Here is a 12,867-nt window from a genome sequence, read left to right on the forward strand (position 1 = left end):
TGGACCGGTGGGCTCAGGCCTCGATGACCACGGGCACAATCATGGGACGGCGCCTCAGGCGCCGTCCCACCCAGCGCCCCAGGGTACGGCGCATGACCTGGGCCAGGGAGTGGGAGTCGGCCTTGCCCCCCTTGAGGGCCTGCGCCAGGGCGTTGGTGACGTCGGGGAGGACCTCGTCGAACACGGAGTCGTCCTCGGCCATGCCCCGGGCCTGGATGTGGGGGCCGGCCAGGATGGTGCCGGTCTTGGTCTCCACCACGGCGTAGACGGAGACGAAGCCCTCCTCGGCCAGGATACGGCGGTCCTTGAGCTCGGTCTCGTCGATCTCCCCCACGCTGGAGCCGTCCACGTAGACGTAGCCCACGCTGACCTGCCCGGAGATGCGGGCGGTGTGGGCGGCCAGGTCCACGGTGACCCCGTCCTCGCACAGCATGACCCGCTCGGGGGCGATGCCGGTCTTGACGGCCAGGGCGCCGTTGGCCACCAGGTGGCGGATCTCCCCGTGGACGGGCATGACGTTGGCGGGCTGGACGATGTTGTAGACGTGCAGGAGCTCCTCGCTCGAGGCGTGGCCGGAGACGTGGACCTTGGCGTTGCCCTGGTGGACCACCCGCGCCCCCAGGCGCATGAGCTGGTTGATGACCCGGTAGACGGAGTTCTCGTTGCCGGGGATGAGGGAGGAGGCGAAGACGACGGTGTCCCCCGGCTCCACGGTCACGCTGCGGTGCTCGCCGTGGGCCATGCGGCTCAGGGCCGCCATGGGCTCCCCCTGGCTCCCGGTGACCATGAGGACCCGCTCGTCGGGGGGCAGGGAGGTGACCTCGCGGGCGTCGATGAGGACGCCGTCGGGCACCTTGAGGTAGCCGCGCTCGGCGGCGATGCCCATATTGCGCACCATGGAGCGCCCAATGAGGGCCACCCGGCGCCCGTGGAGGGCGGCGGCGTCGAGGACCTGCTGGACCCGGTGGACGTGGCTGGAGAAGGAGGCCACCACGATCTGGCCGCCGGACTCGGCGAAGACGTTGTCCAGCACCGGGCCGATCTGCCCCTCGTGGCCGATCATGCCGGGGACCTCGGCGTTGGTGGAGTCCACGCAGAACAGGTCCACCCCCTCCTGCCCGAACCGGGCGAAGGAGCGCAGGTCGGTAATGCGCCCGTCAATGGGCAGGGAGTCCATCTTGAAGTCGCCGGTGACCAGGACGTTTCCGGCACGGGTGCGGATCATGGCGGCCATGGCGTCGGGGATGGAGTGGTTGACGGCCACGAACTCGACGTCGAAGGGGCCGTAGACCACCCGCTCGTACTCCACGACCTGGCGCAGCACGGGGCGGATACGGTGCTCCTTGAGCTTGGCGTCCACGAAGGCCAGGGTCAGCTCGCTGCCCACCAGGGGGATGTCGGGGCGCAGGCGCAGCAGGTAGGGCACGCCGCCGATGTGGTCCTCGTGCCCGTGGGTCAGCACCAGGGCCACGACGTCGTCGAGCCGGTCCCGGATGGGCTCGAAGTCGGGCAGGATGAGGTCGACGCCGGGCTGGTTCTCCTCGGGGAACAGGACGCCGCAGTCCACGATGAGGAGCTTGCCGTCCACCTCGAAGACGGTCATATTGCGGCCGACCTCGCCCAGGCCACCCAGGGGGGTGACGCGCATGGCGCCGTCGGCAAGGGGGCTGGGGGGCTTGAGCGTCTCGAACGTCGTCACGGGGCTGAGTCTAGCGGGGCCGGGGAGCGCGGGCCGCCAGCTGCCTACCGGGACCGGGACGGCGACCCGGGCGTGCGGGCCGTGGGCGAGCGGCGTCCGCCCAGGCGGGGGCCGACGCGGTCCGGGGGTGTGGGTGGTGTGGCCACTGACGCGGCGTCCGCCCAGGCGGGGGCCGACGGCAGTCTGCCGGGGGCTACCCTAGAGGCCCATGAGGTCTTTCAGCCGCCGTCAGGTCCTTCGCACCAGCGCCGTCGGGGCGGCCGGTGCGGCTGCGGGCGGGGCGGCCGGGGTGGTGGGAGGCCGGGTGCTGGCGCAGCGCCGCTCCCCCACGGACCGTGTGGCCCCGCGCCCGGTGGCACCGGGGTACCTGGGGGCGCGCACCGTGTTCCAGGCCTCACCGGGCTCGGGCGCGGTAGCCCTGACCTTTGACGACGGCCCCGGGGAGTTCACGCCCCTGGTGCTGGACCTGCTGGGCGAGGCCGGGATCCCGGCGACCTTCTTCCTGCTGGGCACCAGCGCCTCCGCCCACCCGGACCTGGTGGCTCGTGAGGCGGGCGCGGGGCACGAGGTGGCCGTCCACGGCTGGGACCACCAGGACGTGTACTCCAAGGAGTACGACCAGCTCGGTGACGAGATCGACCGCACGATGTCGGCCATCACCTCCGCGGGCGCCCCCGCGCCCCGTCTGTGGCGGCCCCCCTACGGGCGCGTGGACGCCCCGGCGCTCATGGTGGCGGCGAGTCGGGGGCTGGACGTGGTCCTGTGGGGCCACCACACCCCGGACGTGGCCACCGCCCAGGGCCTGGTGGGCAGCGTGGGGGCGGGTGGGATCATCCTCAGCCACGACGCGCGCAGCCAGCCCACCGAGGCGCTCGTGCGGGCGGTGGTGGCCGCCGCGGCGGCCGTCAAGGACCAGGGGCTGGCCCTGGCGACGGTCTCGGAGCTGCTGAGGCTGGACGCGGCCGCGTCGTCCTAGGCACCCGGTGGCTGGCGGGCTGGCCTGGTGGGCGCGGCAGGGTGCTGCGCGTGAGGTACGTGGTACCCCCAGCCGGATTTGAACCGGCGCTGCCGCCGTGAGAGGGCGGTGTCCTGGGCCGCTAGACGATGGGGGCGTAGATCCTGCGGATCCTTATAAGGTCCGGGACGTCCCGGCTCCGTACCCCCAGCCGGATTTGAACCGGCGCTGCCGCCGTGAGAGGGCGGTGTCCTGGGCCGCTAGACGATGGGGGCCCACGGGCTCAGCGGGTACGACCCGCCTGGCCAGTACCCCCAGCCGGATTTGAACCGGCGCTGCCGCCGTGAGAGGGCGGTGTCCTGGGCCGCTAGACGATGGGGGCGCGGAGCTTTCCTCCTGCGGAGGGAAGTCCCTGATTAAGGAGTTCCCTCCTCGCTGGGGTACCAGGACTCGAACCTAGAATGGATGAACCAGAATCACCAGTGTTGCCAATTACACCATACCCCATGGGCTGTGTCCCGGAACGAGGACCGTCCGGAGCAGCGGGAAGTACTCTACGCAGGCACCCGCGCCCCTGACAAATCCCTGGTGCGTGAGTACAGCCACAGTCGTGCCGCGCCCGCCCGCGCCGCCGGGCGCCGCCAGCGGTCAGGACCCCGTGGTCAAAGCCCGGCAGTCAGGACCCGGTAGTCAGGGACCGGCGCAGGCTCAGCCCGGGCGGACACGCACTCCTGACCCAGCGCGCCCGCCACCACCTCACCGTGCAGGCTCAGCCCAGGCGGGCGCGCAGGGAGCGCAGGCGGGCCAGGGAGCTGACGGCCCCCAGGATCTCCATGGACTCGAACAGCGGCGGGGAGACCTGGCGGCCGGTGACGGCCACGCGCAGGGGCCCGAAGGCCAGGCGCGGCTTTATGCCCAGGCCCTCCACAATGGCGGCGCGCAGGACCTCCTCCAGCCGCGCCGTCGTCCACTCCCGGTCCCCCAGGGGCTCCAGGGCGCTGAGCGCGGCGTCCAGGACCGCCGGGGCGGAGTCCCTGAGCCTGGCCACGGCCTTCTCCTCGAGCTGGAGGGCGTCGTCGGGCACGAGCAGGAAGCCGAGCATGTCGCGCCCCTGGCCCAGGAGCTGGACGCGGGTCTGGACCAGGGGGGCGGCGGCGGTGAGGATCTCCTGCTCCCGGGCGGTCAGGGCCCCGAAGGTGGTGGCGCTCACCAGGGGGCGGGGCACCCAGTGCGGGTCAGCCGGGTCGGGGTAGACGTCGGCGAGGTAGGGCACCAGGCGGTCGCGGAAGTCCTGCGGCTCAAGGAGCCGGATGTGCTCGGCGTTAATGGCCTCGCACTTGACGGGGTCGAAGCGGGCCGGGTTGGGGTTGACGTCGGTCACCTCAAAGGCCTCGACCATGTCCGCGGGGCTGAAGACGTCCTGGTCCCTGGACAGGGACCAGCCCAGCAGGGCCAGGTAGTTGATCAGCCCCTCGGGGAGCATGCCGCGGTGGCGGTGGATGAGCAGGTTGGACTGCGGGTCGCGCTTGGACAGCTTCCTGTTGCCCTCCCCCATGACGTAGGGCAGGTGGCCGAACCGCGGCACCGCGCTGGCGCGGCCGATCTGCGTCAGCGCCCGGTACAGGGCGATCTGGCGCGGCGTGGAGGACAGCAGGTCCTCCCCGCGCAGCACGTGGGTGATCCCCATGGCGGCGTCGTCCACGGGGTTGACCAGCGTGTAGAGGGGGTCCCCGCCTGCGCGCACGACGACGTAGTCGGGGACCGAGCCGGCCCTGAAGGTGATGGGGCCGCGCACCAGGTCGGTGAAGGTGATGTCCTCGTCCGGCATGCGCATGCGCAGGACGGGGCGGCGGCCCTCGGCCCGGTAGGCGGCCTTCTGGGCCTCGGTCAGGTCCCGGTCGTAGCCGTCGTAGCCGAGCTTGGGGTCCTCGCCCCGGGCCCGGTGACGGGCCTCGACCTCCTCGGGGGTGGAGAAGGACTCGTACAGGTACCCGGCCTGGAGCAGCTCGGCGGCGACCTGCCGGTAGAGGTCCATGCGCTGGGACTGGCGGTAGGGCTCGTGGGGGCCGCCGACGCCCACGCCCTCGTCCCAGTCCAGGCCCAGCCAGGTCAGGGAGTCGATAATGGCCTTAAAGGACTCCTCGGAGTCGCGGGCGGCGTCGGTGTCCTCGATGCGGAAGACGAAGGTGCCCCTGGTGTGGCGGGCCCAGGCCCAGTTGAACAGGCAGGTACGCACCATGCCCACGTGGGGGGTGCCGGTTGGTGAGGGGCAGAAGCGCACGCGCACGGGCGAGGACCCGGGTGCCGGGAGGGGCGTGCGGGCCGGGGCGTCGGGGCGGGAGACGGCGGTGTTGTCAGGAGTGTCAGGCATGATGGGCCCAGCGTAGCGCCAGGGACCGCCTGCACCATTGCCAGCCGACGTGGCAGCGCTTACCATGGCCTACCGTAGGCCTGGCTGTGGTCCAGATCTCGACCGCTCCCCCGCCTGCTCCGTCCTCCACCGGGCGTCCCCGCCCCTGCGTGACGCCGACCTCGACCACCTGCCAGTCCGACCCCGGAGGTAGCCATGTCCCCGACCCCACGCCCGTCCCCCGGTCCCCGCCCGTCCCGACCCGCCCGCAGGCTCGCCCTGGCCGCCGGCCTCAGCCTGGCGCTGGCGCTGCCCACCCTGACCGCCTGCGGCAGCCAGGAGCCCTCGGCCGCCTCCCCCTCCCCTGCCCCCGCGCCGGCCTCCTCCAGCCCGGCCGCCGGCACCCGGTCCCCGGGGGAGGTCGACGGCGCCCCGTACTGGAGCGTCCCCACGGACGTGCCCGGGTGGAGCGTCAGGACCATGGACCAGGACGGCAAGAACCAGCTGGGCAACGCCGTCGGGTGCCTGTTCACCACCTCCCAGGACACCTACCAGACCAGCGGCCGTACCGACCGCGAGGAGACCGACCTCCAGGCTGAGAAGACCACCCACTCCTACGAGGGCTCCCAGGTCACCAACGTCTCCTTCAGCCCCGCGCAGGACGACCTCACCGCCGTTAAGGACGGGGCGGGCAACGCCATTGAGACCAGGCACCTGGAGTGGACCTACACCGGCGCCGACCAGCAGGACTACCGGGGCACCATGTACCTGCGGGTCTTCACCACCACGCACGTGCCGGTGCTCATGCGGGTCATGTACGCCTGCCCCGCCGGCGCCTACTCCGCCACGGAGCTGGAGACGCTCATGAAGGGCACCGCCCTGAACGACCCCGGTCCGGCGGACATGGACGGCTGAGGCCCCGCGGTGCCTAGACTGCGGGGGTGACCGCCTCCGACACCCACGCCCTGACCGCCTCCTGGGACGCCCTGACCCCGGAGGTCATGCGCGCACGCGGCAGCCTGAAGTGGGTGCGCTACCCCGAGGCGATCGGGGCGTGGGTGGCGGAGATGGACCTGGGGACCGCCCCCGCCGTCACCGAGGTCCTCCAGCGCGCCGTCCGGGACGGCTCCCTGGGCTACACCCCCGACCACCTGGCCCGGGCCGCCCGCCAGGAGGTGGCCCGCTACCAGCAGCAGGCCTTCGGCTGGGAGGTGGCCGAGCCGGACGTCTCCCTAGCCCCTGACGTGCTGTCGGTCCTCATGACGCTCATTACCCGGCACACCCGGCCGGGCTCGCCCGTCATCGTGCCCACGCCCGCCTACATGCCCTTCCTGTCCATCCCCGGGGTCGTGGGCCGCGACTGCCTCCAGGTGCGTGCGCTACGGGGCCGTGACGCCTGCGGGCACCCCACCTGGGAGCTGGACCTGGAGGGTATTGAGGCCGCCATGGCCAGCGGCGGGGGCCTGCTGGTCCTGTGCAACCCGTGGAACCCGGTGGGCCGCGTCCTGTCCCTTTCCGAGCTCGACGCCGTCGCCGCGCTCTCGGCCCGCTACGGGGTGCCGGTCTTCGCCGACGAGATCCACGCCATGCTGGTGATCGACCCGGGTGCCACCCACACCCCCTACGCCTGCCGTCCCGGGGCGGACCCGGCCCTGACCTTCACGGCCACCTCGGTCTCCAAGGCCTTCAACGTCCCCGGCCTGCGCTGCGCCCAGCTCATTGCCACCGGGCCGGGCCGGGCGGCCTGGGACGCCGACGGACCCAGCCGGTGGCTCTCCCACGAGGCGACCCTCCTGGGCGTCCAGGCCGCCGTCGCCGCCCTGCGCCGGGGGCTGGGCTGGCTTCAGGCCGTGCGCGCCTACCTGTGGGGCACCGCCGGGCAGGTGGCGCACGACCTGGAGCAGGTGCCGGGCCTGGAGCTGACGGTGCCCAGCGGCTCCTACCTGGCCTGGCTGGACTGCTCGGGGCTGGAGGGCGCCGCCCTGGAGGCGGCCGGATCGCCGGCACGCTACCTCCTGGGCGCGGGCGTGGCCATGAACGACGGCGCCGCCTTCGGGGCGGGGTACGAGCGCTTCTGCCGCCTCAACCTGGCCATGGGCCGGGGCGTGGCCGCGCAGGCCACCGCCCGTATCGCCCAGGCGGTGGCGGACCTGGGCTGAGCTGGCCCCGGCCCCGGGCCGCTGGGAGCAGAGTGGCCACCAGGGCCACGGACCTCAGCCCACCCAGGACCACTGGACCAGGGCCCGCGAGGGTCCGGGACCGCCTCAGCGCGGGCGGCACCATCGACCTCGACCCGGTCCGGGGCCGCCTTCTACGCCTCCGGCAGGTGGCGGACCCGGCCCTGGGCCACTGGGAGTAGCGCCCGCGAGGGCCCGGGCCGCCCTAGCGCCGCACCACGGGGTTGGAGAAGGCGCCGACCCCCTCCACGCAGACCTCCACCCGCTGCCCGGGGCGGATCTGCCCCGCGCCCGCGGGGGTGCCGGTCAGGATGACGTCCCCGGGCAGGAGGGTGAAGACGCTGGAGATGTAGGCAATGAGCTCGGGCACGCCCCGGACCATGTCGCTGGTGCTCCCCTGCTGGACCAGCGTCCCGTCCAGGCGGGTGCGCACCACGGCGTCAGCGGGGTCGAAGGCGCCGGCCGCCCCCCGCTCGGGGATCTCGATCCAGGGGCCCAGGGGGCAGGCGGTGTCGAAGGCCTTGGCCCGCACCCACTGGATCTCACCGGGCTGGCGGTCACGGGCGGAGACGTCGTTGGCCACCGTGTAGCCCAGGACGACGGAGGCCGCCCGCTCGGCGGGGACGTCCTTGGCCAGGGTCCGTACGACGACGGCGAGCTCGGCCTCGTAGTAGACCTCATCGCTCCAGGGAGGCAGGACGATCGGGACGTCGGGGCCGATGACCGAGGTGTTGGGCTTGAGGAAGAGGGTGGGGGGCTCGTCCCGGCCCGACGCCGTCGCACCCGTCCCCCTGGCGTGGGCGGCGTAGTTCTCGCCCACGCCCACCACCTTGGAGCGGGGGATGACCGGGGACAGGAGCCGGGCCTCCTTCAGCGGCACGACCTCGCCGGTGGCCTTGGGCACGGAGAAGAGGGGGTCACCCTTGAGCACCAGGAGGTAGCCCTCCGACTCCCCGGTGGGGGCCGCCTCGTCCGCGGGCAGGCCCTGGACGATGCCGTAGCGGGGCTCGTCCCCCGTGGTGAAACGTGCGATCTTCATGGCCGTCACCCTAGCCCCGTCAGGCTCCGTCCCCGGGTCCTGACACGGTGCGACGCGCGCCTCTCGCGGTGAGGCGGGACCACGCCACGGGGTACCGGCACCCGCGGACCCGCTGGCGCTCGCGGACCCGCTGGCGCTCGCGGACCCGCTGGCGCTCGCGGACCCACCGGTGCCCCGCCACCGGCGCCTCCCACAGCTCCGGACCCACGCCACGCCGCCGCGGCCCCACCGGCGCGTCCGTGGGATCACTGGCGCGCCCCGGGATCAGGATCACTGGCACACCCTGCCACTGGCGCCAGCAGTCGTGGACAGGGCCGGTCGGGGCGGCCGGAGGGCTACCTGACGACCTCGGCGCCCTCGGCGACCACCTCGCGGACTGCCGGGGCCCCGGCGTGGGCGGCGCCGTCGAGGCTCCACACGTCCCCGGGGAGCTCACCGGGCATGCAGGGGTTGGCGGTGGACACGAACACGATCTCGTCCTGCAGGCCGGCGCGCACGGCCCGGTTCTGGGCCTCCCAGTCGCGCAGTGCCCCCAGGGCCCACTTACCCAGCAGGGTGATGGCCACGATATTGATGATCGCCATGAGGCCCATGGCAATGTCGGAGAGGTTCCACACGAAGTTCAGCGAGGCCATGGAGCCCACGGCCGTGGCCACCAGGATCATAAAGCGCAGCCAGGTGTGGTCCTTGTTGCTGCCGCGCAGGAAGTCCACGTTGATCTCGGCGTAGGTGAAGTTGCCCAGCAGCGAGGAGTAGGCGAAGACGAAGACGATCAGCACCATGAGGGTGGAGGCCCACGGGCCCAGGACGCTGGCCACCGAGTCGGAGGTCAGTGACGAGGCGGCGGCCTTGGCGGCCGCGGCGGCCTCGGGGCTGGACAGGGCCCGCACCGGGTCGTAGACCCCGGAGAGCAGCACAATGAGGGCGGTGGCGGTGCACACGATGATCGTGTCCACGAACACGCCCATGGACTGGATAAAGCCCTGGTTGACCGGGTGGGAGGTGGTGGCGGTGGCGGCGACGTTGGGCACCGACCCCTCACCGGCCTCGTTGGAGAACAGCCCCCGCTTGACGCCGTTGAGCACGGCTGCGTAGAGGCCGCCGCCAATACCGTAGAAGGCGGACTTGAGACCGAAGGCGCCCTGGAAGATCTGCGCCAGGGCCTCGGGGATGCGCTCGACCTGCACGGCCAGCACGGCCAGGGCCAGCAGCGCGTACGCCAGCGCCATGAGCGGGGCCACCCACTCGGCTATGCGCGCCACCCGGCGGATGCCCTTGAAGATAATGGGGGCGGTCAGGACCAGCAGGCCCACGGCGGTGACCCACTTGGGCATCTTGTAGGTGTCGTAGAGGATGGAGGAGATGGCGTTGGCCTGGGTGGCCTCGTAGGCGAAGCCGAAGACGAAGGTGATGACGACGGCGAAGATCCCGGCCCAGGTCCGGGAGCCCAGGCCGCGGGAGATGTAGTAGGCGGGCCCGCCCCGGAAGGAGCCGTCACCGGCGGGGACCTTGTAGAGCTGGGCCAGGGTGGACTCCACGAACCCGGTGGCCATGCCCAGCAGCGCCACGACCCACATCCAGAACACGGCCCCGGGCCCGCCCATGGTGATGGCAATGGCCACGCCGATAATGTTGCCTGTGCCCACGCGCGAGGCAATGCCCACGGCGAAGGCCTGGAAGGACGATATGCCCTCCCGGGACCCGCCGCGCGAGCCCAGGATGGTCACGAGCATGTTACGCAGGTGGCGCACCTGGACGCCGCGGGTGCGTACGGTGAAGTAGACGCCGGCGGCTATGAGCAGCCAGGCCAGCAGCCCGCCGTAGAACCTGTCGCCGACGTCGCCCAGCAGGGCGGTGGCACGGGTGAGCAGGTCGTCGTTGGCAGCGGGCGCAATGAGGGGTGACGTCAGGGATCCGGGGTGCACATGGCCTCCTGGGTGCGATAGGACCAGGTCGCAGGCCCAGGACCGCGCCGGGCACGGACCCGGGGCCGGGGCGCGCGAACCGGTCCGGGGCCGTACGACGCCGGTAGGGACTAACCCACCGTAGGCGCCCGGATGTTTCGCTCGCGTAAAGGTCCTGTGGGCTGTCGGTCGTGCGAGGCGGCTCAGTCCTGCGTCCCGCGCGCCAGGGGGTCGGCGGTCAGGCGGACGGCGTCGTCGGCCTCCCAGATCCCGGGCACCACGTCCCCGGGCAGGTAGGGGTTGCCGTGCCCCACGAAGACCGGCTCCACGCCGACGGCGCTCTGGGCCTCGAAGTCCTTCAGGGCGCCCACGGCCCACGGCGTCAGGCGCACGATGACGACCAGGTTGACAATACCCAGCAGCCCCAGGGCGATGTCGCTCAGGGCCCAGACCACGGGCAGGGAGAGCATGCAGCCGCCGAAGCTCGCCGCCGTCAGGACCACCCCCAGGACCTGCTCACCGCGGCGCTCGCCGCCCAGGAAGTTGACGTTGACCTGGGCGTAGGAGTAGCAGCCCAGGACGGTGGAGAAGACCAGGACGAAGATGAGGACCACCATGGGCCAGGTGGTCCAGCCCCCCAGGTGCTCCACGACGGCCTGCTGGGTGAGCACCGCGCCCCGGGCCCGCTTGTCACCGGGGTGGTAGGTGCCGGTGGCCAGGAGGATGAGCAGGCCGGTGGCGGTACACACCAGCATGGTGTCGATGAAGACGCCGAAGGACTGGATGAGCCCCTGGCGCACCGGGTGGCGGGTGGTGGCGGTGCCGGCCGCGTTGGGGACGGTGCCCAGGCCCGCCTCGTTGGAGAACAGGCCGCGGCGCAGGCCGTTGAGGACGGCGGCCACCACGCCCCCGGCGACGCCGTACAGGGCCTGGTCGGCGCCGAAGGCCCCGCGGACGACCTGGCTGAGGACGGTGGGGACCTGGCCGAGGTGGGTCAGCAGGACGAGGAGGGCCACCAGCACGTAGACCACGGCCATGACCGGGGCCATCCACTCCGTGACCCGGGCCACGGACCTCAGCCCGCCCAGGACCACCGGAGCGGTGAGCATGACCAGGAAGACCCCCACCATCCAGGGCCGCACCGAGGACACGGTGGCGCCCACGACCTCGGCCAGGGTGTTGGTCTGGACCATGACCACGGTCACCCCCACGGCCACGATGAACAGGAGCGCGAAGACCCGGCCCCAGGCGCGCGAGCCGAGCCCGTTCTTCATGTAGTAGGCCGGTCCCCCGCGGTAGGTGAAGTCACGGCCGCGCTCCTTGAAGATCTGCGCCAGGGTGGACTCCACGAAGCTGGTGGCCATGCCGATGAGGGCCACGACCCACATCCAGAACAGCGCCCCGGGGCCGCCGGCCACCACCGCCAGGGCGACGCCGGCCACGTTGCCGATGCCCACGCGCGCGGCCAGACCGATGGCGAAGGCCTGGAAGGAGGAGATACCGCCGTCGGCCCCCCGGCGCGAGAGGGTCAGGGAGGTGAGCATGGTGCCCAGGTGGCGGATCTGGACGCCGCGGGTGCGCACGGTCAGGTAGAGGCCCACCGCAATGAGGAGCGCCGCCAGGACGTAGGTGTAGAAGACGTCGTCGACCTGGTTGAGCGCGTCCCCGATCTCCTTGAGCCCGGTGGGGGTCGTTTCTGTGCTCATCTGCTCTCAATCTCCGCTGCTGCCGGTCCGTGCGCCCTCCCGGCGGTGGTCAGGGGCTGGTACATAGTCGCACGGACCGGGGCGCCCTGCTCACCTGACCGTATTCTGGGCACCGGATGGGCCCGGGCGGGGTCGCCGCGTCACTGCCGGCCCCGGGCACCGACCGGGCGCACCCTGGTGCCGTCAGGTGGCCGCCTCAGGGGCCTGGCCCGACTCGGGCGCAGCCGGGTGCTCACTGAGCACACCGGTCCAGCCGTGCGGGTGAGTGCCAGCCTGTGCCTCTGGCACGCCACCGGCCCGGGTGGGGAGGAGCTGGCGCGCGGATGGCCCTGGTCGCAACAGGTGGCCTGCCCCGCTCCGGGGGGAGGGCGGCAGGGGCGAATGGACAAAGCCGAGGTGGCCTGTCTCGCCCCGGGAGGAGGCTATACGCGGCGCTTATGCGCGGCCCTGGCAGTGCTGGGTGGACGGTTCTGTCGCAATCTGAGGATCAGAGCCGACCCCACCCCGTTCTCACCTTTGTGCATCCAATGTCCACGCAGGTCAGGGGCCTGGGACTTGGCGCGGCCAAAGGTGGCCCTCGTTCTGATCCTCAGATTGCGACACGCGCACGAAACCGGGTCGGCAGACAGACGGCAGACCGCCCAGAGGGCGGCGTGCGGGGACGTCCTGCGCAGGGCGGGACATTTTGTGCGCAGGGTGACGTCTTGCGCAGAAGGTAACGAATCCAGGTCACCTTCTGCGCAATCGGTTACCCTCTGCGCAAAATGTTCCCCTGGACGCCGCACCGGCCCACTCCACCAGGAGACAGGAGGACCGCCGCATCCCCGGACAGCCGCCGCGACGCGGCCTGCCGCCACCGGACCAGTTGACGGCCCGTCCGAGACCGCCCGGACCCAGCAACGGAAGGCTCCGGTCACCGCACCCCGGCACACGACACGGACAGAGCAAGCTCGCAACCAGATCCCGCCCGCGCTACACAGGGAGGCGCCGGCGGCGGCGGTCCCGTCCAATCCAGTCCGCACTACACAGGGAGACAT

At 72.2% G+C, this 12,867-nt stretch carries 8 protein-coding genes and 4 tRNA genes; 3 read left to right on the forward strand and 9 right to left on the reverse strand.

Annotation, left to right across the window (positions count from 1 at the left end; translation table 11 throughout):
- Nucleotides 1–13: 13 nt before the first annotated feature.
- Nucleotides 14–1,648 (reverse strand): ribonuclease J, encoded by a 1,635-nt coding sequence (locus JJJ15_RS02500; protein ID WP_106110675.1) that lies wholly within the window; start codon nucleotides 1,646–1,648, stop codon nucleotides 14–16.
- A 259-nt stretch (nucleotides 1,649–1,907) separates the two neighbouring features.
- Between JJJ15_RS02500 and JJJ15_RS02505 the strand changes: the two genes are divergently transcribed.
- Nucleotides 1,908–2,675, forward strand: a complete 768-nt coding sequence (locus JJJ15_RS02505) for a polysaccharide deacetylase family protein (RefSeq protein ID WP_200511346.1) — start codon at nucleotides 1,908–1,910, stop codon at nucleotides 2,673–2,675.
- Nucleotides 2,676–2,735: 60 nt separating this feature from the next.
- Here JJJ15_RS02505 and JJJ15_RS02510 read toward each other — a convergent pair.
- The 5 genes from JJJ15_RS02510 to gltX all read right to left on the reverse strand — a co-directional run bounded on the left by JJJ15_RS02510 (nucleotide 2,736) and on the right by gltX (nucleotide 5,025).
- Nucleotides 2,736–2,811: transfer RNA gene (locus JJJ15_RS02510), tRNA-Glu, on the reverse strand.
- Between the two features lie 45 nt (nucleotides 2,812–2,856).
- Nucleotides 2,857–2,929, reverse strand: a tRNA-Glu gene (locus JJJ15_RS02515).
- Nucleotides 2,930–2,963: 34 nt separating this feature from the next.
- Nucleotides 2,964–3,036 (reverse strand) — tRNA-Glu (locus JJJ15_RS02520).
- A gap of 53 nt (nucleotides 3,037–3,089) precedes the next feature.
- A tRNA-Gln gene (locus tag JJJ15_RS02525) sits at nucleotides 3,090–3,161 on the reverse strand.
- Between the two features lie 262 nt (nucleotides 3,162–3,423).
- Nucleotides 3,424–5,025 carry a glutamate--tRNA ligase gene (gene gltX, locus JJJ15_RS02530; protein WP_200511347.1) on the reverse strand — a complete coding sequence of 534 codons (1,602 nt, stop codon included), beginning with the start codon at nucleotides 5,023–5,025 and terminating at the stop codon, nucleotides 3,424–3,426.
- 195 nt (nucleotides 5,026–5,220) lie between these two features.
- On the opposite strand from gltX, the gene JJJ15_RS13360 reads away from it, so the two are divergent.
- Together JJJ15_RS13360 and JJJ15_RS02540 are read left to right on the forward strand one after the other, a co-directional pair.
- On the forward strand, nucleotides 5,221–5,919 hold the full coding sequence (locus JJJ15_RS13360; RefSeq protein WP_200511348.1) for a hypothetical protein: 699 nt from the start codon (nucleotides 5,221–5,223) through the stop codon (nucleotides 5,917–5,919).
- Nucleotides 5,920–5,945: 26 nt separating this feature from the next.
- Nucleotides 5,946–7,163: an aminotransferase class I/II-fold pyridoxal phosphate-dependent enzyme gene (locus tag JJJ15_RS02540; protein ID WP_348641486.1), complete on the forward strand. Its 1,218-nt coding sequence runs from the start codon at nucleotides 5,946–5,948 to the stop codon at nucleotides 7,161–7,163.
- Between the two features lie 223 nt (nucleotides 7,164–7,386).
- Here JJJ15_RS02540 and JJJ15_RS02545 read toward each other — a convergent pair whose 3' ends face one another.
- The 3 genes from JJJ15_RS02545 to JJJ15_RS02555 all read right to left on the reverse strand — a co-directional run bounded on the left by JJJ15_RS02545 (nucleotide 7,387) and on the right by JJJ15_RS02555 (nucleotide 11,830).
- Complete coding sequence (locus tag JJJ15_RS02545) at nucleotides 7,387–8,220, reverse strand: fumarylacetoacetate hydrolase family protein (protein ID WP_200511349.1); 834 nt, start codon at nucleotides 8,218–8,220, stop codon at nucleotides 7,387–7,389.
- Between the two features lie 335 nt (nucleotides 8,221–8,555).
- Complete coding sequence (locus JJJ15_RS02550; RefSeq protein WP_165271656.1) at nucleotides 8,556–10,091, reverse strand: alanine/glycine:cation symporter family protein; 1,536 nt, start codon at nucleotides 10,089–10,091, stop codon at nucleotides 8,556–8,558.
- Nucleotides 10,092–10,327: 236 nt separating this feature from the next.
- Nucleotides 10,328–11,830, reverse strand: coding sequence for an alanine/glycine:cation symporter family protein (locus JJJ15_RS02555; RefSeq protein WP_200511350.1), 1,503 nt, complete (start codon nucleotides 11,828–11,830; stop codon nucleotides 10,328–10,330).
- Nucleotides 11,831–12,867: the final 1,037 nt, after the last annotated feature.

The sequence above is a fragment of the Actinomyces sp. HMT897 genome, from assembly GCF_016626125.1.
In the GTDB taxonomy this organism is placed as follows: Bacteria; Actinomycetota; Actinomycetes; order Actinomycetales; family Actinomycetaceae; genus Actinomyces.

What these genes read in the sequence shown, in the direction of transcription:
- JJJ15_RS02500 (WP_106110675.1), bottom strand. Translation starts at nt 1,648, where the DNA reads ATGCGCGTCACCCCCCTGGGTGGCCTGGGCGAGGTCGGCCGCAATATG.
- JJJ15_RS02505 (WP_200511346.1), top strand. Translation starts at nt 1,908, where the DNA reads ATGAGGTCTTTCAGCCGCCGTCAGGTCCTTCGCACCAGCGCCGTCGGG.
- gltX (WP_200511347.1), bottom strand. Translation starts at nt 5,025, where the DNA reads ATGCCTGACACTCCTGACAACACCGCCGTCTCCCGCCCCGACGCCCCG.
- JJJ15_RS13360 (WP_200511348.1), top strand. Translation starts at nt 5,221, where the DNA reads ATGTCCCCGACCCCACGCCCGTCCCCCGGTCCCCGCCCGTCCCGACCC.
- JJJ15_RS02545 (WP_200511349.1), bottom strand. Translation starts at nt 8,220, where the DNA reads ATGAAGATCGCACGTTTCACCACGGGGGACGAGCCCCGCTACGGCATC.
- JJJ15_RS02555 (WP_200511350.1), bottom strand. Translation starts at nt 11,830, where the DNA reads ATGAGCACAGAAACGACCCCCACCGGGCTCAAGGAGATCGGGGACGCG.